This window comes from Yinghuangia soli (genome assembly GCF_021502675.1).
In the GTDB taxonomy this organism is placed as follows: domain Bacteria; phylum Actinomycetota; class Actinomycetes; order Streptomycetales; family Streptomycetaceae; genus Yinghuangia; species Yinghuangia soli.
The window spans coordinates 119,602-136,815 of record NZ_JAKFHA010000022.1 but is presented as its reverse complement, the minus strand read 5'-3'; the positions used below and the strand labels follow the sequence as shown (position 1 = coordinate 136,815).

Annotated in this window: 14 protein-coding genes; all 14 read right to left on the bottom strand. The window is 71.8% G+C overall.

The window, feature by feature from the left end; translation table 11 throughout:
- Positions 1 to 698 precede the first annotated feature (698 nt).
- Positions 699 to 1,877: a DivIVA domain-containing protein gene (locus tag LZ495_RS29405; protein WP_235055969.1), complete on the bottom strand. Its 1,179-nt coding sequence runs from the start codon at positions 1,875 to 1,877 to the stop codon at positions 699 to 701.
- A gap of 46 nt (positions 1,878 to 1,923) precedes the next feature.
- Complete coding sequence (locus LZ495_RS29400) at positions 1,924 to 2,208, bottom strand: YggT family protein (protein ID WP_235055968.1); 285 nt, start codon at positions 2,206 to 2,208, stop codon at positions 1,924 to 1,926.
- Positions 2,209 to 2,289: 81 nt separating this feature from the next.
- Positions 2,290 to 2,913, bottom strand: coding sequence for a cell division protein SepF (locus LZ495_RS29395; protein ID WP_235055967.1), 624 nt, complete (start codon positions 2,911 to 2,913; stop codon positions 2,290 to 2,292).
- Positions 2,914 to 2,981: 68 nt separating this feature from the next.
- The gene (locus tag LZ495_RS29390) at positions 2,982 to 3,749 is read right to left on the bottom strand and encodes a YggS family pyridoxal phosphate-dependent enzyme (RefSeq protein WP_235055966.1); all 768 of its coding nucleotides are present in this window, start codon (positions 3,747 to 3,749) and stop codon (positions 2,982 to 2,984) included.
- 34 nt (positions 3,750 to 3,783) lie between these two features.
- Entirely contained in the window at positions 3,784 to 4,533 is a 750-nt protein-coding gene (gene pgeF, locus LZ495_RS29385; protein WP_235055965.1) for a peptidoglycan editing factor PgeF, read from the bottom strand.
- 112 nt (positions 4,534 to 4,645) lie between these two features.
- On the bottom strand, positions 4,646 to 5,806 hold the full coding sequence (ftsZ, locus tag LZ495_RS29380; protein ID WP_235055964.1) for a cell division protein FtsZ: 1,161 nt from the start codon (positions 5,804 to 5,806) through the stop codon (positions 4,646 to 4,648).
- Positions 5,807 to 6,085: 279 nt separating this feature from the next.
- Positions 6,086 to 7,054: a cell division protein FtsQ/DivIB gene (locus tag LZ495_RS45010; protein WP_235055963.1), complete on the bottom strand. Its 969-nt coding sequence runs from the start codon at positions 7,052 to 7,054 to the stop codon at positions 6,086 to 6,088.
- A 31-nt stretch (positions 7,055 to 7,085) separates the two neighbouring features.
- Positions 7,086 to 8,174 (bottom strand): undecaprenyldiphospho-muramoylpentapeptide beta-N-acetylglucosaminyltransferase, encoded by a 1,089-nt coding sequence (murG, locus tag LZ495_RS29370; RefSeq protein ID WP_235055962.1) that lies wholly within the window; start codon positions 8,172 to 8,174, stop codon positions 7,086 to 7,088.
- Positions 8,175 to 8,179: 5 nt separating this feature from the next.
- Positions 8,180 to 9,379 carry a putative lipid II flippase FtsW gene (gene ftsW, locus LZ495_RS29365; RefSeq protein ID WP_372498663.1) on the bottom strand — a complete coding sequence of 400 codons (1,200 nt, stop codon included), beginning with the start codon at positions 9,377 to 9,379 and terminating at the stop codon, positions 8,180 to 8,182.
- Between the two features lie 143 nt (positions 9,380 to 9,522).
- Positions 9,523 to 11,007: a UDP-N-acetylmuramoyl-L-alanine--D-glutamate ligase gene (gene murD, locus LZ495_RS29360; protein ID WP_372498662.1), complete on the bottom strand. Its 1,485-nt coding sequence runs from the start codon at positions 11,005 to 11,007 to the stop codon at positions 9,523 to 9,525.
- Positions 11,004 to 12,068, bottom strand: coding sequence for a phospho-N-acetylmuramoyl-pentapeptide-transferase (gene mraY / locus LZ495_RS29355; RefSeq protein ID WP_235055960.1), 1,065 nt, complete (start codon positions 12,066 to 12,068; stop codon positions 11,004 to 11,006). The genes murD and mraY overlap by 4 nt, the downstream gene beginning before the upstream one ends.
- Entirely contained in the window at positions 12,065 to 13,501 is a 1,437-nt protein-coding gene (locus LZ495_RS29350) for a UDP-N-acetylmuramoyl-tripeptide--D-alanyl-D-alanine ligase (RefSeq protein ID WP_235055959.1), read from the bottom strand. Before LZ495_RS29350 ends, mraY begins: the two co-directional genes overlap by 4 nt.
- 64 nt (positions 13,502 to 13,565) lie before the next feature.
- Entirely contained in the window at positions 13,566 to 15,323 is a 1,758-nt protein-coding gene (locus tag LZ495_RS29345; RefSeq protein WP_372498661.1) for a UDP-N-acetylmuramoyl-L-alanyl-D-glutamate--2,6-diaminopimelate ligase, read from the bottom strand.
- A complete protein-coding gene (locus LZ495_RS29340) occupies positions 15,311 to 17,101 on the bottom strand; it encodes a peptidoglycan D,D-transpeptidase FtsI family protein (RefSeq protein ID WP_235055957.1) in 1,791 nt (596 codons plus the stop codon). The genes LZ495_RS29345 and LZ495_RS29340 overlap by 13 nt, the downstream gene beginning before the upstream one ends.
- Between the last annotated feature and the right edge of the window lie 113 nt (positions 17,102 to 17,214).

Sequence of the window (17,214 nt, the reverse complement as noted above, 5' to 3'; positions counted from 1 at the left end):
CCGCGCCAAGCAACCCACAACCATTTCCCCATCCGCGCACCAAAATCGAGCAAGCGTCAGGGATCTCATTCGCTTCGTAGCGCCGGCGTCGGCAAGTGGCGGAGCCATCTGCCGTCACGCAGCGGCCGCGCCATCCGGCGCGGCCGCAATCCTTCTCTTCTCGGATTCAAAGCATCCCCTGCTTGCTACTGCACCCTTTCGGTTGCGCGCGCCCGCATCGCGAGTGCGCGCAACTATCCACTCATTCTTGAGACTTCATGTGCACGGCTACGTGGTCGCGATGGTGCGGTGCTGCCATCGGCAGCGCCGCACCATCCGACCCTCGGCTCGCTTCCCGTTCAGCACGCCCGCATCGTGCGGAATCCCTGCCATTCCGAAGCATTGCTCGCGGCACGCGGCAGACTCGTGTTCGGGATTCACATCAGCCAACGGACGCGCCTCCAGGGCGCAACTGCGGTCCTGGTCTTCTCTCATCAACGCAGGCCCCCCTGCTTGGTACAGCGCTCTTTCGTTAGCGCGCGCCCGCACTGCGGGCGCGCGCAACTCTTCGTGCGCTGCTGCCCTTGTGGCGCGATGGACGCTGCAACGGACGCGGGCGTTGACGGGGCGGGTGGCATGGGAAAACACCGAGGCCCGACCCCCTGGGGGGGTCGGGCCTCGGTGGCTGCGGATGCGACCTGAGGTCGGGGTCCGTCAGGTCAGTTGTCGCCGTCCTCGTCGATGAGGAAGCCGCGCATCGGGGTGGCCTGCTGCATCGGCTGCGGCTGGGGGGCCTGCGGGCGGACGGGGGCCATCTGCTGCGTCATGGGCTGGCTCATGGCGGGTGCCATCTGCTGGCCGATGGACGGCGTCATGGCCGGGGTCATGGCCGACGGCACGGGGGCCGAGGACATGGCCGGCGGGAGCGACGCGGTGGCCGGGGTCCGCGGCGGGGCGAGCGAGTCGTCCGCCTGGGACTCGAGCTGGCGCAGCTGGCTGTCCAGGTAGGACTTGAGCCGGGTGCGGTACTCGCGCTCGAAGGCGCGCAGGTCGTCGACCTTGCGCTCCAGCGTGGCGCGGGCGCTCTCCAGCGAGCCCATGGCGACGCGGTGCTTCTCCTGCGCGTCCCGCTCCAGCGCGTCGGCCTTCGAGCGCGCGTCGCGCTCCATGCCCTCGGCGCGGGTACGGGCCTCGCCGACGATCTTGTTGGCCTCGGAGCGGGCCTCGGCGATCGCCTGGTCCGCGGTCTGCTGCGCGAGCGCGAGGACGCGGGCCGCACTGTCGCCGCCCGGGCTCATCTGCTGCGGAGCGCCGAGCTGCGGGGCACCACCGAGCTGCGGGGCACCGCCGAGCTGCGGCGGACCGCCGAGCTGGCCCTGCTGCTGCATCGGGTGCTGCTGCTGGAGCTGGCCGCCCATGTGCTGGCCCTGCATCTGCTGGGTCTGCATCTGCTGGCCGGGGAACTGCCCGCCCTGCAGCTGGCCCTGCATCTGGCCGCCCTGCAGCTGACCCGGCATGCCGCCGGGGCCGAGCTGCGGCTGGCCCAGCTGCGGCTGGCCCTGCTGCATCGGGTGCTGGGGGCCGCCGTGCATCTGCTGTGGGCCGCCCATCTGCTGCTGCGGGGGCGGCGGAACCGGGGTCGGCCCGGATATGGCAGCCGGGACCGGAGCGTCGGGGCGTTCACGCTCCTTCCGCTGCTGGGCTTGCTGCTGACTTTGGGCAGCAGCCCGCGTCGCGGCAGCCAGCTTGGCCCGCAGGTCTTCGTTCTCGCGAAGCAGGCGGGTCAGCTCCGCCTCGACCTCGTCGAGGAACGCATCGACCTCGTCCTCGTCATAGCCCTCGCGGAGACGGACGGTCGTGAACTGCTTGTTACGCACGTCCTCGGGGGTCAACGGCATTTCTTCACCTCAGCGTGATCGTCGGCATCCGGACAGACCGTACCGCTTACAACCTGCCGACGACGGCGATCAGGATGTAGACGATGATGATCAGTACGAAGAAGGACAGGTCGAGCGCTACGCCCCCGAGGCGCAGGGGAGGAATGAACCTGCGCAGCAGCTTGAGCGGTGGATCCGTGACGGAGTACGTCGCCTCCAGCAGCACGACCATGACCCCACGGGGTTCGTAGGACCGCGCGAACTGGAACACATAGTCCATCACCAAGCGGAAGATCAGCAGGAACAGGAAGCAGTACAGGACGATGGTCAACACCTCGCCCGCGACGCTCATGCCTCTGCCCCCTCATACGCGTTCCCGGGAGACCCGGTTCCTCTCTTCAGCGCTCTCGCACCCCTCTGACATCAACCAGGCTCAGCTCTGGTTGAAGAACCCGCCCTCGGCGATGCGGGCCTTGTCCTCTGCTGTCACATCGACGTTAGCAGGCGACAAGAGGAACACTTTCTGCGTCACCCGCTCGATACTGCCGTGCAGACCGAAGACCAGGCCGGCAGCGAAGTCGACAAGTCGCTTCGCGTCGGTGTCCTCCATCTCGGTCAGGTTCATGATGACCGGGGTGCCTTCACGGAAGTGCTCACCGATCGTACGTGCTTCGTTGTAGGTGCGGGGATGCAGCGTCGTGATGCGGTACGGCTCACGCTCGCTGACGACTTTGTGTACGGTCACCGGTGCACTGCTCTCGGGGCGGCGGTCGGGAATGGTCGACACGGTGGCCCGGTGCTCGTCGAGGCTGCGTTCGCTGCGCTCGACGTGCAGGGCGGGCACGGACCTGGGGATCTCTTCGCGGCGCTCGCGCGGTTCCTCCCGCCGCGGCGGTTCCTCCCGGCGCTCTTCGCGCCGCTCCGCACGGGGCTGCTCGGCAGCTCGTTCGGCACGGCCGTCCGGACCGATGTCGTCCTCATCGTAATCGTCGTACTCGTAGACATCGTCCTCCACGAGGCCGAGGTAGACCGCCATCTTGCGCATTGCGCCGGCCATAGTCAGGGTCCTCCATGGTGGATCGGCTGTGGGTCACCGTGGGTCGTGCGATCCACTTCATGGCGACGCTACCGGAGCAAGCGCCTGACGCCGAGCACCGCAGTACCGATGCGTACATGTGTCGCCCCGGCCTCGACGGCCTGCTCGAGGTCGTTGCTCATCCCCGCCGAAACCATGGTTGCAGCCGGATGCGCTTCGCGCAGGCGGGTTGACATTTCCGCCAACGTCTCGAAGGCGGCCGCGGGTTCCGCACCCAGGGGGGCGACTGCCATCAATCCGCCCAGCCGCAGGTGGGGGGCCTCGGCGATGGCGTCGGCGAGGGCCGGGACGTCGGCCGCGAGCGCGCCGCCGCGGCTCGCGTCGCCGTCCAGGCTCACCTGGATCAGGCACGTGATGGCACGCTCGCGGCGGGCCGCGCCGGAGGCCAGCGCATCGACGAGCCGGGCCCGGTCGACCGAGTGCACGACGTCCGCGTAGGCCGCGACCGAGCGTGCCTTGTTGGTCTGGAGCTGACCGATGTAGTGCCAGGTGAGATCGAGATCGACCGTGGCCGCGGCCTTGGGAGCGGCCTCCTGGTCGCGGTTCTCCCCCACCTCGCGGACCCCGAGGCCGGCGAGCAGCCGGACGTCGGACGCGGGGTACGTCTTGGTCACCACGATCAGGCGCACATCGCCGTACGGACGGCCCGCCGCATCGCATGCGGCGTCGATGCGGGCGCGGACGTCGCGCAGGTTCGCGGCCAGGTCGTCGCGGCGGATGCGGTCGGCATCCGACAAGGCACCGGACTGGGCACCGGACTGGGCGGCGGAGTGGGCGTCGGCGGGTTCCGGACTCATGGGTCCATCGTCTCCGAGCAGGTCCCGGCCCGGCTCAGCGGGGCCGGTCGGCCGCGTCGGGGGCAAGCCAGACGTATCCGGCGATGCGCCCGGTCTTGCCGTCGCGGCGGTAGGAGAAGTGGTCCGCGGACTCGCGGGTGCAGATGTGCGATTTCTCACCGGCCGGGACGCCGGCGTCCGCCAGCTGGGACCAGACCCCGGCGACGATGTCCAGGGCCGAAGTCCCCTCGGGGGTCCGCGACCTGGCCTGCGGGATGCGGGCCGCGACCTCGTCGCACATCGCGTCCGGCACTTCGTAGCAGGGACCGCAGACCGCCGGGCCGGTGGCCGCGACGATCCGCTCGGGCCGCGCACCGAGCCGGACCATGGCCTCGACGGTGTCGGGGATCACACCCGCGAACAGTCCGGGGCGCCCGGCGTGCGCCGCGGCGGCCACCCCGGCGACCGGGTCGGCGAGGAGTGCGGGCGTGCAGTCGGCGACCAGGACCGCGAGGGCGAGGCCCGGCGTGCGGGTCACCACGGCGTCGGCCTCGGGGACCGGCCCGGCCCACGGCCCGTCGACGACGGCGACCTCGCGGCCGTGCACCTGGTTCATCCAGACCACCCGGTCCGCGTCGAGGCCGAGGGCCTCCGCGGTGCGGGCCCGGTTGCCGCGGACCGCGCGGGGGTCGTCGCCGACGTGCCCGCCGAGGTTCAGCTCGCCGTACGGTGCGGCGCTCTCGCCGCCCCAGCGGTCGGTGAACGCGAAGTGCACGCCGCTCGCCGCGGTCCGGAGGCTGAACACGGTGGCTCCTCACAGAGTTTGGTCGGGGACCTCCGCCGGAAACGGTCCGGGCTCCTGCCTCCCGAAGGAGCAGGAGCCCGGACCGTCAGGCTGGGTCACTGCAGATGCACGTCTACTTCATGAACGGCGGGACGTCCAGGTCGATGTCCTCGCGGACCGGCTCGGGCACCAGCGGGGTGCGCGGCGCCGGCGGGTACTGGCTCGACGGGGAGTCCACCGGGCCCAGCACGCTCTGCCCGCCCGGGGCGGCGGTGCGCTGCGGCTCCGCGGGGCGCTGCGGCTCGGCCGGGCGGTTGAGCTTGCCCAACTCGCTCTTGGACGGCGGCTGTCCGCCGTCGAAGCCGGCCGCGATGACGGTGACGCGGACCTCGTCGCCGAGCGCGTCGTCGATCACCGCACCGAAGATGATGTTCGCCTCGGGGTGGGCGGCCTCGCTGACCAGCTGGGCGGCCTCGTTGATCTCGAACAGGCCGAGGTCCGAACCGCCCGAGATGGACAGCAGGACGCCGCGGGCGCCGTCGATGGACGCCTCCAGCAGCGGGCTGGAGATCGCCATCTCGGCGGCCGCGACCGCGCGGTCGTCGCCGCGCGCCGAGCCGATCCCCATGAGCGCCGAACCGGCCTCGGACATCACGGACTTGACGTCCGCGAAGTCGAGGTTGATGAGACCCGGGGTGGTGATCAGGTCGGTGATGCCCTGCACACCGGAGAGCAGCACCTGGTCGGCGGAGCGGAACGCGTCCAGCACGCTCACCTGGCGGTCGGAGATCGACAGCAGGCGGTCGTTCGGGATGACGATGAGGGTGTCGACCTCTTCGCGCAGCTGCGCGATGCCGTCCTCGGCCTGGTTCGCGCGGCGGCGGCCCTCGAAGGTGAAGGGCCGGGTGACCACGCCGATGGTCAGCGCACCGAGGTTGCGCGCGATGTTCGCGACGACCGGGGCACCGCCGGTGCCGGTGCCGCCGCCCTCGCCCGCGGTCACGAAGACCATGTCGGCCCCCTTGAGGACCTCCTCGATCTCCTCGCGGTGGTCCTCGGCGGCCTTGCGGCCCACCTCGGGGTTGGCGCCGGCGCCGAGCCCGCGGGTCAGTTCGCGGCCGACGTCGAGCTTGACGTCCGCGTCGCTCATCAGCAGCGCCTGCGCATCGGTGTTGATCGCGATGAACTCGACGCCCTTGAGACCGACCTCGATCATGCGGTTGATGGCGTTGACACCGCCACCGCCGATGCCTACGACTTTGATGACTGCGAGGTAGTTCTGGGGTGCTGCCACGCCGAAGGCCTCTCGCCTCGAGTTCCGGTCGCCACGCCGTGAGCTGGTCGTGCCGACATTGCCGACAGGGGAAGTCCCGGGGCCCTGGCCCGTGGTGAGCCGCCTGAGCCCGAAACCTCACCCTCAGGTATAGAGTTAGGCCTGCGCTTGTCGGTAAACCGCGTCAACCTGGGGCTACGCAGGACACTAGGTGCCCGAAGGGTCCGGTTCAACGAACACGCCGAGCGATCCCCCCTACTTTTTGCCGTGGTGTTTTTATCGCACCGAACACGACTCGACCTAAAGCGGGGCGTTCCTGGTCGCCGGCGCCTCGGGGACGCTGACGTCGTACACCTTCGCCTTGTGCTTCATCAGCACGGCCAACACCTGGGCCTTGCGCGGGGAATCCTCTGCTCCGCCCCACATCACCACGACCCCGTCGTCCAGGGTCAAGACGATGTCGTCCCGGGTCCGTGCGGTGATGGCGCGGACCTTCGGGGCGACGGCGGCCGGCAGCGTGCCGATGACGTCGACGACTCCGCGCAGCAACTTCTCGTCCGCTGTGGCGGGGTCGGCGGCGACCACCGGCACCCCTTGGGGCGCCGCGTCCACCGTACCGAACCGTACGCCGGTTTTGTCGATCTCCGCGAAACGCCCGGATTCCGGCATCACTGCTGCGACTTGACGTTCCGTCACGCGGATCGCGACGGTGTGCGGCCAGTCCCGTTCGACGGTCACCGACGCCACGCGCGGGATCGCCGCCACGCGCCGTTCGATCGCGCCGACGTCGACGCGCGCCAGCGGGGTGCCGACCGGGACCCGGGCCGCCTCGGTGATCTGATCGGGAGTCAGCACGCCGGTGCCGCGCACCTTGACGGTGCGGGCATCCAGGAGCGACGAGTACATGACGACGCCCCACGTGCCCGCGGCCAGGACGACCACGGCCAGAATCACGATCAGCGGCCTGAGGTTCGTCCAGCGGCGCCCGGCCTGCGGCTTGCCGCCCGGCCCGGACTTCCCGGCCCGCGCTCCGGGCCGGCCGTACATGCCGAACCGGCCCAGGCGGGCAGGCTTTCCGGCCCGGCCGGCCTTCCCTGCCCCGCCGGGTTTCCCGGACTTGCCCGGCCGGCCGGACGCGCCGTTCTTCCCCGCGCTCCCGGAGGCCGCGGCCCGGCCGGAACCGCCCGGCCCGGCGGCCCGGCCCGACCGGGCGTCGCGGCCCGGGTTCGGCCTGGCCGGGCGCTCCGCGGTCGGCTGACGGTCCCTCACCTGGCGTCTGCCTCCTCCGGAATCGGGTGCTTCAGGTACGCGCCGCCGCGATGGCCTCGTGCACCATGCGCACCAGCGTCTCGTCCGCGTCGCGGCGGCCGAACTCGGCGGCCGCCCGGCCCATGCCGTGCAGCCGCTGCGGGTCGGTGAGCACCGGGAGGACGTTCTCGGCGATCCAGTCGGGGGTCAGGTCGGCGTCGTCGACCAGCAGTCCGCCGCCCGCCTTGACCACCGGCTGGGCGTTGAGCCGCTGTTCGCCGTTGCCGATGGGCAGCGGTACGTACGCGGCCGGCAGTCCGACCGCGGACAGTTCGGCGCAGGTCATCGCGCCCGCGCGGCAGAGCACCATGTCGGCCGCGGCGTACGCGAGGTCCATCCTCTCCAGGTACGGCACCACGACGTACGGCGGCGCGCCGGGCGGCGGTGTGATGGTCAGCTCGTTGTTGGGCCCGGCCGCGTGCAGCACCTGCACGCCGGCCGCCAGCAGCCGCTCGGCGGTGCCGGCCAGCGTCTCGTTGAGCCGCCGGGCGCCCTGCGAGCCGCCGAAGACCAGCAGCGTGGGCCGCAGCGGGTCGAGCCCGAAGGCGACCCGGGCCTTCTCGCGCTCGGCCTCCCGGTCCAGCGTCGCGATCGCGCGGCGCAGCGGGATGCCGATGTAGCGCGCGTTGCGCAGCTTGCTGTCCGGCGTGCTGACCGCGACGAAGTGGGTGTAGCGCGCGCCGATCTTGTTGGCCAGGCCGGGACGGGCGTTGGCCTCGTGGACGACGATCGGCACGCTCTGGCGCTTGGCGGCCAGGTAGCCGGGCAGGGCGACGTACCCGCCGAAGCCGACCAGCACCGAGGCCTGCACGCGCTCCAGGACCGCGGCCGCCTCGCGGATGGTGCCGCGCAGGCGTCCGGGCACGGTCATCAGCTCGGGGGTGGGCTTGCGCGGCAACGGGACCGCCGGGATCAGCGCCAGCTCGTAGCCGCGGGCCGGGACGAGTTTCGTCTCCAGGCCCTTGGACGTGCCCAGCGCGGTGATGCCCACATCGGGGTTCTCCCGCCGCAACGCATCCGCGAGGGCGAGAGCCGGCTCGATGTGCCCGGCGGTTCCACCGCCGGCGAGGACGACATGCACCTAAGTCACCGCTCCCTGCGCGGCAGGATCCGCGCGAACGCACGGCGGACCGCCCCTGGACCCTGGGCCGCGAGCTGCTTTTGTGCTCCCGGTTCGGTACGGGCGAACGAGAGCAGCATGCCCACGGCGAACATGGTCGGAAGCAAGGCGGAGCCTCCGTAGGACACCAACGGCAAGGGCACCCCGGCGATCGGCAGCAGACCGAGCACCGCACCGATGTTGATCGTGGCCTGGGCCGTGATCCACGCGGTTGCGCCCCCCGCGGCCAACCGTACGAAGGGGTCCTTCGTACGGCCGGCGACGCGGATACCCGCATAGCCTAGGGCCGCGAAGAGGGTGAGGACCGACAGCGTCCCCACCAGGCCCAATTCCTCCCCGATCACGGCGAAGATGAAGTCCGTGTGGGCCTCCGGCAGGGTGCCCCATTTCTCATAACTGGTTCCGATTCCGCTGCCGAACAGGCCGCCCGTGGACAGCGCATAGATGCCGTGCGCGGCCTGGAGCGTCTCGCCGGTGGGGTCGGAGAACGGGTCGTAGACCGAGGCGAAGCGGGATGCCCGGTGCGGCTTCATGAGGATGAAGACCGTGGCCAGTGCGGCCGCGGTGGACAGCGCCAGCACGAACAGGCGTCCGGGTGCCCCCGCGACCCACAGGAGGGCCAGGACGACCACCGTGAGGATCATGGCGGTACCCATGTCGCCGCCCATCATCACCAGGCCGAGGACCAGCAGGGCGCCGGGGAAGAGCGGGATGAACAAGTGCCGCCACTGGCCGAGCATGCGCTGCTTGCGGGTGAGCAGGTCGGCGCCCCACAGCACGAGCCCGAGCTTGGCGAACTCGGAGGGCTGCAGCTGGAACGGGCCGCCCAGCGCGATCCAGTTGCGGTTGCCGTTGACCTCCATGCCGATGCCCGGCACCAGCACCAGGCACAGCAGCCCGATCGAGCCGAGCAGCAGCGGGTACGCCAGCATGCGGTACGCCCGGACCGGCAGCCGGGCGCCGATGAACATCAGCGGCAGGCCGATGCCGATCGCGATGGCCTGCTTGGTGAAGACCGCGCTGAAGTCGCCGTACGTCACGCGCGAGAAGATCTGGGATGCGGACAGCACCATGACCAGGCCCAGCACGGACAGCAGCAGGCCCGCGCCGAGCAGCAGGTAGTACGACGTGAGCGGCCGGTCGAAGCGCCGCTTGAGGTCGCGCATGCGGGTGCTGCCGCGGCCCGGCGTGCGGGCCGCCGCGCGGGCCGGCGGTACGGCCGGGGCCGTGCCCTGCCTGCGCCCTCCGCCCGGCCTGGCGGCCGGCTCCGCTGCTTCCGTGGTCGCCCCGGGCATGCGTGGCCGGCCCGTCAGGAAGCGTCGCCGGAGAGCCTGTGCACCGCCGCGGCGAACGCGTCGCCGCGCGCGCCGTAGTTGCTGAACATGTCCATCGAGGCACACGCCGGGGCGAGGAGCACGGTGTCCCCCGGACGGGCCAGTTCCGCCGCCTTGCGCACCACGAGATCCATGGCCCCAGTGTCGGTCGCGTCGACCTCGGAGACCGGGACATCCGGGGCGTGTCGCTCCAGTGCGTCGCGGATCACAGCGCGGTCGGCGCCGAGCAGGACCACCGCGCGCAGGTTCTCCCGGGCGCCCGCGACCAGTTCGTCGAAGGAGGCGCCCTTGGCGAGGCCGCCGGCCACCCACACCACCGAGGGGTACGCGGCCAGCGAGGCGGCCGCGGCATGGCCGTTGGTGGCCTTGGAGTCGTCGATGTACGCGACCTCGGCGACCGTCGCGACGTGCGCGATGCGGTGCGGGTCGGGCCGGAAGTCGCGCAGGCCCTGGCGTACCGCCTCGGCGCTCACCCCGTGGGCGCGCGCGAGGGCGGCGGCGGCCAGCGCGTTGGCGATGTTGTGCGGTGCCGCGGGCACCACGTCGGCGACCTGGGCCAGTTCGGCGGCCTCGTTGCGCATGTCGGCGACGAAGGCGCGGTCGATGAGCAGGTCTTCGATGACGCCGACGCCGCCCAGGCCGGGGACGCCGAGGCCGAAGCCGACCGCCCGGCAGCCTTCGGTGACGTCCGCGTCCCGGACGAGCTGCTCGGTCGCGGGGTCGGCGGTGTTGTAGACGCAGGCGACCTCGGCGCCCGCGAAGATGCGGCCCTTGTCGCCCGCGTACGCCTCGGGCGAGCCGTGCCAGTCGAGGTGGTCGGGGGCGATGTTGAGGAGCGCGGCGGCTTGCATGCGCGGGGCCGCCGAGCCTTCCGTCCAGGGGGTGAGCCAGTGCAGCTGGAAGCTGGACAGTTCGAGGGCGAGCACGTCGAAGGCCGGCTTGCCGTCCTCGTCGCGGGCCAGGACCGCGTCCAGGACGGGCGTGCCGACGTTGCCGACGGCCTCGGCGCGCAGCCCGGCCGCGGCCAGGATGCTCGCCAGCATCCGGACCGTGGTGGTCTTGCCGTTGGTGCCGGTGAGCCCCAGCCAGGGGGCCGCGCCTTCGCGCGGGCGCAGCCGCCAGGCGAGTTCGACGTCGCCCCAGACGGGGACGCCGGCTTTCTCCGCGGCTTCGAACAGCGGCGCGGTGGGCCGCCATCCGGGTGAGGTGACCACGACGTCGACGCCCTCGGGCAGGGTGTCGGCGTCGCCGAGGCGGACCTCGGCGCCGAGGGCTTCGAGGGCGGCGGCACGCTCGCGTGCCTTGTCGTCGTCCGCCCCGTCCACCGCCACGACGCGGGTGCCGAGGCCGCGCAGGCCGCGTACCAGCGAGGCACCGGTGATCCCGGTGCCCGCGACGCACGCGTACAGCTTGTCCCAGGGCGCGTCGAGGTGGGTGAACCCGTCGAGGTCGTGCGTCACTTGCCGGTCACCCAGCCTGCGTAGAAGATGCCGATGCCGAGGATCACGCAGAGCCCGGCGATGATCCAGAAGCGCACCACGATGAGGACTTCGGGCCAGCCCTTGAGCTCGAAGTGGTGTTGCAGCGGGGCCATCCGGAACACCCGTTTGCCGGTCATCTTGAAGAAGCCGACCTGGATGATGACGGACAGCGAGATGATCAGGAACAGGCCGCCGAGCAGGGCGGAGAGCAGCTCGGTCTGGGTGCAGATCGCCAGACCGGCCAGCGCGCCGCCGAGCGCGAGCGAGCCGGTGTCGCCCATGAAGATCTTCGCGGGCGAGGTGTTCCACCACAGGAAGCCGAAGCAGGAGCCCATCATCGCGGCGGCCACGATCGCGAGGTCGAGCGGGTCGCGCACGTCGTAGCACGCGGAACTCGCCGAGCCCACGTACGCGCAGCTCTGGCCGTGCTGCCACACGCCGATGAACGTGTAGGCACCGAAGACGATCACCGAGGCGCCGGTGGCCAGGCCGTCGAGGCCGTCGGTGAGGTTGACGCCGTTGGAGTGGCCCGCGATCAGGATGTACGCCCAGATCACGAAGAACACCGGGGTCAGATTGAGCGCGGTGTCGGTCACGAACGACAGATGCGTCGACGCGGGCGTGATGTCCCGGCTGTTCGGGAACTGCAGCGCCAGGATCGCGAACGAGATGCCCACGAACGACTGGCCGGCCAGCTTCGCCTTGGCGCGCAGGCCGAGGCTGCGCTGCTTGACGATCTTGATGAAGTCGTCGACGAAGCCGACGAGTCCGAGGCCGGCCATCAGGTACAGCACGAGGATCGCCGATGCGCTCGGCTTCTCCAGCGTGAGCGCCTTGGCACCCGCGTACCCGAGCAGCGCGGCCAGGATGATGACCGCACCGCCCATCGTGGGGGTGCCGCGCTTGCTGTGGTGGCCCTGCGGGCCGTCGTCCCGGATCAGCTGGCCGTAGCCGCGCTTGACCAGGATGCGGATCGCGAGCGGTGTGCCGATGAGCGACAGCACCAGGGCGATTCCACCGGAGAGCAGAACCGCCCTCACCGGCGCACCTCCCCGGCGGCCGCGGCGGCACCGGAAGTCTCACTCTGGCCCTCGTCCTCGAGGAGCGCCAGAGCGACCCGCTCCAGGGCCGCCCCGCGCGAAGCCTTCACCAGGACGATGTCGCCCGCGCGAAGTTCGGACCGCAGCAGGTCGACGGCCGCCTGCGTGTCGGGTACCAACACCGACTCCTCACCCCAAGAACCCTCGTTCTTCGCCGCAATGTCCATCCACGCGGCCTCCCTGCCCCCTACCGCCACCAGGCGGCCGATGTTCAGCCGCACGGCGAGCCTGCCGACCGCGTCGTGCTCGGTCAGCGCGGCGTCCCCCAGTTCCCGCATCTCGCCCAGCACCGCCCAGGTACGGCGGCCGTGTGCCATCGCGGCCAGCGCCTTGAGTGCGGCGCGCATGGACTCGGGATTGGCGTTGTACGCATCGTTGACCACGGTCACGCCGTCGGCGCGCTCGGTCACTTCCATGCGCCAGCGCGACAGCGTGCCGGCCTCCCCCAGCGCGGCCGCGATCGCGTCGGCACCCATCCCCAGCTCGCGCGCCACCGCCGCGCAGGCGAGTGCGTTGGACACGTGGTGCTCACCGTACAGGCGCAAGATCACCGGTGCATCGCCGTCCGGTGTGCGAAGGGTGAAGGAGGCGCGTCCGGCGTCGTCGAGACGTACGTCTTCGGCATGGATGTCCGCACTCGCCCCTTCACCGAAGAACACCACGCGGGCGCGGGTGCGTTCGGCCATCGCCCGGACGAGGGGGTCGTCGGCGTTGAGTACCGCGACGCCGTCCTCGGGGAGCGCCTCGACCAGCTCGCCCTTCGCCTTGGCGATGGCCTCGCGGCCGCCGAACTCGCCCACGTGCGCGGTGCCGACGTTGAGGACCACGCCGATGCGCGGCGGGACGATGCCGCACAGGTAGGTGATGTGCCCGATGCCGCGTGCACCCATCTCCAGCACGAGGTGACGGGTCGTCAGATCGGCGGACAGGGCGGTGAGCGGCATCCCGATCTCGTTGTTGAGCGAGCCGGGCGTCGCGATGGTCGCGCCGGCGTGCGCGACGACCTGCGCGATCAGGTCCTTGGTGCTGGTCTTGCCGGACGAGCCGGTGACGCCCACCACGGTGGTGCCGGTGAGCCGGTCGGTGACCGCGCGGGCCAGCCGGCCGAGTGCCGCGACCACGTCGTCGACGATGATCGCGGGCGTGCCGGTCTCGCGCGTGGCCAGCACCGCGACCGCGCCGTCGCGCATCGCGCCCTCGGCGTAGTCGTGCCCGTCGACGCGCTCGCCGACGACCGCCACGAACAGCGCGCCCGGCGTGACCTTGCGGGAGTCGACGACCACCTCGGAGGTGATCTGCGCCGCGGGGTCTGCGCCCCCGGAAAGCCGCCCGCCGACGGCCTGGGCGGCATCGGCGAGTGTCGTGGGAATCACTGTCAGGTCTCCTCGGACGGCGGCACGGCGCGGAAGCGGGCGGCAAGGGCCCCGGAGAGGGCGGTCATGACCGGCCGCCCGCGGCGGCGTGCGCCGCAGGGTCGGTGGTCGGGGCGGCGGGGTCGATCCTCCCACCGTCCCCGGCGCCGGAGTCGGGCGCCCCGGGGGTCGGGTGCCCGGTCGTCGCGATACCGAGACGCCGCCGCAACGCGGCGCGGACCTCGACGCGGTCGTCGAACGGCCGGACCTCGGCGCCGATCTTCTGGCCCTGCTCGTGGCCCTTGCCCGCGACCACCACGACATCGCCTGGACCGGCGTGGTCCACGGCCCACGCGATGGCCGCAGCACGGTCCGGTTCGACGACCAGTTCGCCGTGCGGCGCGGGCACCTCGCGGGCTCCGGCGAGCATCTCGTCGAGGATCGCGGCCGGGTCCTCGGAACGCGGGTTGTCGCTGGTCAGCACCACCACATCGGCCAGGCGCACGGCGGCCGCGCCCATCAGCGGGCGTTTGGTGCGGTCCCGGTCGCCGCCGCAGCCGAGCACCACGAACAGGCGGTTGGCGGTGACCTCGCGCAGCGCGTGCAGCGCCGTCTCGACGGCGTCCGGGGTGTGCGCGAAGTCGACGACGGTGGTGAACGGGGCGCCCTCGTCGATGCGTTCCATACGGCCCGGTACGCCGGGCACCGCGGCGACGCCGGCCGCCGCGCCGTCCAGCGGGAGTCCCGCGGTGACCTGCGCGACGATGGCGAGCGCGGCGTTGGCGACGTTGTACGGGCCGGGCAGCCGCACCGCGGCGTCGGCCTTCGCGCCGTCCGGCCCGACCAGGCGGAACCGGCTGCCGTCCGGCCCCAGTTCGACGTCCTCGACGCGCCAGTCGGCGTCCGCGGCACCGGACGGGGAGACGGTCGCGACCGGGATGCCCGCCTCGCCGGCGAGGCGGCGGCCGTACGGGTCGTCCACGTCGACCACGCCCGCGCGGGCGCGCCGCGCGGTGAACAGGTCGGCCTTGGCCCGGTAGTACTCCTCCATCGTGCCGTGGAAGTCCAGGTGGTCCTGCGTCAGGTTGGTGAACAGCGCGACGTCGAACACCGTGCCGTCCACGCGGCCCAGCGCGAGCGCGTGGCTGGACACCTCCATCGACGCGGCGGTGACGCCGTGTTCGGCCATCACCGCGAACAGCGCCTGCAGATCGGTGGCTTCCGGCGTGGTCATGGCACTGGGCTCGACCCGGTCCCCGACGCGCGTCTCGACGGTGCCGACCAGACCCGTCACGTGGCCGGTCGCGCGCAGCCCGCCGTCGAGCAGATAGGCGGTGGTGGTCTTGCCGTTGGTGCCGGTCACACCGAAGAGGAGCAGCGCATCGCCCGGACGGCCGTAGACCCAGGCCGCCACCTCGCCCAGCCGGCCGCGCGGGTCGTCGACCACGAGCACCGGCAGCCCGGTCGCGGCGGCGCGCCCGGCGCCATCCGGATCGGTCAGCACCGCGGCCGCGCCGAGCTCGGCGGCTTGCGCAGCGAAGTCCGCACCGTGCGCGCGCGAGCCGGGCAGCGCGGCGTACAGGTCGCCCGGCCTGACCGCACGCGAATCATGCGTCACACCGGACAGCTCGCCGGACGGCACACCGGGCGGTCCGGCCGCCGGCGCCGCCGCTGCGGGCAGCCCCAGCAGGGCGTACAGGCCGGACAGCGGCCGAGGGCGTACACGGGTGGGACGGCGCAGCAGACGATCGGGCACGGCCGTGAGGCTACCCGCTTTTGCGGTCTGCCGAAGAACGCTCGGCAGCCCGGACGGCGGCGCGTCGCGCCCCGTCACGGCTTCCACTCCACCGGGATCTGCGGCGACGCGGTGCCGTCCGGCGCGATCTTGCGGGTCTGCAGGGCGAAGGACATGACGTCCTTGAACACCGGCGCGCACAGGGTGCCGCCCCACTTGCCGATCTGCGGTGCCTGGATGGTCACCGACACCACGATCTGCGGGTTGTCGGCGGGTGCGAATCCGATGAAAGAGGAGGTGTAGCCGTTGTAGCCGCCGACCTTGGGGTCCACCCGGTTGGCCGTGCCGGTCTTGCCCGCGACGCGGTAGCCGGGGATCTGCGCCTTGTTGCCGGTGCCCTCGTCGGCGGCGACCACCGACTCCATCATGTCCGCGACGGTACGGGCCGCCTGCGGGCTGACCACCTCGGTGCGCTGCCCCGGGGCGCCGGCCTTGACCTTGCCGTCCGGACCGGTGGTGCTCTTCACGAGCGTCGGGGCGATGCGGACGCCGCCGTTGGCGATGGTCTGGAAGACCGAGGTGGTCTGCAGCGCGTTGAGGGACAGGCCCTGGCCGAACGGGATCGTGTACTGCTGCGCGCCGTCCCACTTCTGCGAGGCGGGCAGCAGGCCGGCGGTCTCGCCCGGGAACCCGATGCCGCTCTTGGAGCCCACGCCGAACTTGCGCAGGTACTCCTCCAACTTGGCGTTCGCCGCGGACTGGTTCGGGCCGAGCTTCTCGGCGGCGAGGATCGTGCCGATGTTGCTCGACTTGGCGAGCACGCCGTTCAGCGTGAGGTACCACGTGCCGTGGTCGACGTCGTCGTGGAACACGCGGTCCGCGCGCGGCAGTACTCCGGGCACCACGACCTGCGTGTCGGGCGTGGCGACGCCTTCCTGGATCACCGCGGCCATGGTCATGACCTTGGCGGTACTGCCCGGCTCGTAGGCCTCCTGCATCGCGCGGTTGCCCATGTCGGCCGGGTTGGCCGCGCCGATCCTGTTGGGGTCGAAGCCGGGCGTGGTGGCCATCGCGAGCACCTCGCCGGTCTTGACGTCCTGCACGACGACGGTGCCGCTCTCGGCGGCCGCCTCGGCGACCTTCCGGGTGATCAACTGCTCGGCGTACCACTGGATGTTGCGGTCGATGGTGAGCTGGACGGTCTCCCCGGGCACCGCGTCGGTGCCCTTCTTGCCGGCGGTGGGGACCTGGCGGCCGAGCGAATTCTCGTACGTCACCTTGCCGTCCCGGCCGGCGAGCATCTTCTCGAACGCGAGTTCCAGCCCGCCCGCGCCGCGGTCCTCAGAATTGACGAAGCCGAGCAGGTTGGCGGCGACCGGGCCCGCGGGGTAGACGCGCTTGCTGTGCGGGCTCGCGTAGATGCCGACCAGGTCGTCGCGCTTCTCGTCGGAGAACGCCTTCTGGGTCTGCTTGATCTTGGTCCAGACCGCCGGGTCGACCTGCTTGGCGAGCACCACGTAGCGCGACTTGGGGGTGCGCAGCAGCTCCTCGATCTTGACGGGGTCGCCCCCGACGATCGGTGCGAGGGCGGCGGCGGTGGCCGTCGGGTTGTACTCCTGCACCTGGGTGGGGTCGGCGGTGATGTCGTAGGCGTCGACGGAGGCCGCGAGGGTGACGCCGTTGGCATCCACTATCGCGCCGCGGTCCGCGGGGAGGCGGACGGTCTGCAGGCGGAGGCTGTTGGCATCGGCGGCGTAGGCGGACGCGTCGAGGGCCTGGAGCTGGACGATGCGGCCGACGAAGAGGGTGAGCACGACGCCGAGCCCGATGAGGCCGAAGCGGAGCCTGCGCTTGGGGTCGCCGAGCCGCAGGGTGCGGACCCGCACGGGACCGCGGCGCACTTCCCGGCGAGCGGGCGGCGCGGCAATCCGCGGGCGGGCATCGGCAGCCCCCCGCACAAACCGCCGCGCTCCGGCATCCGCCGGCTGACGGGGCTCGT

Bases quoted from the DNA above. Each gene is read 5' to 3' on its own strand.
- LZ495_RS29405 (WP_235055969.1), bottom strand. From the start codon at position 1,877: ATGCCGTTGACCCCCGAGGACGTGCGTAACAAGCAGTTCACGACCGTC.
- LZ495_RS29400 (WP_235055968.1), bottom strand. From the start codon at position 2,208: ATGAGCGTCGCGGGCGAGGTGTTGACCATCGTCCTGTACTGCTTCCTG.
- LZ495_RS29395 (WP_235055967.1), bottom strand. From the start codon at position 2,913: ATGGCCGGCGCAATGCGCAAGATGGCGGTCTACCTCGGCCTCGTGGAG.
- LZ495_RS29390 (WP_235055966.1), bottom strand. From the start codon at position 3,749: ATGAGTCCGGAACCCGCCGACGCCCACTCCGCCGCCCAGTCCGGTGCC.
- ftsW (WP_372498663.1), bottom strand. From the start codon at position 9,379: ATGCGCGACCTCAAGCGGCGCTTCGACCGGCCGCTCACGTCGTACTAC.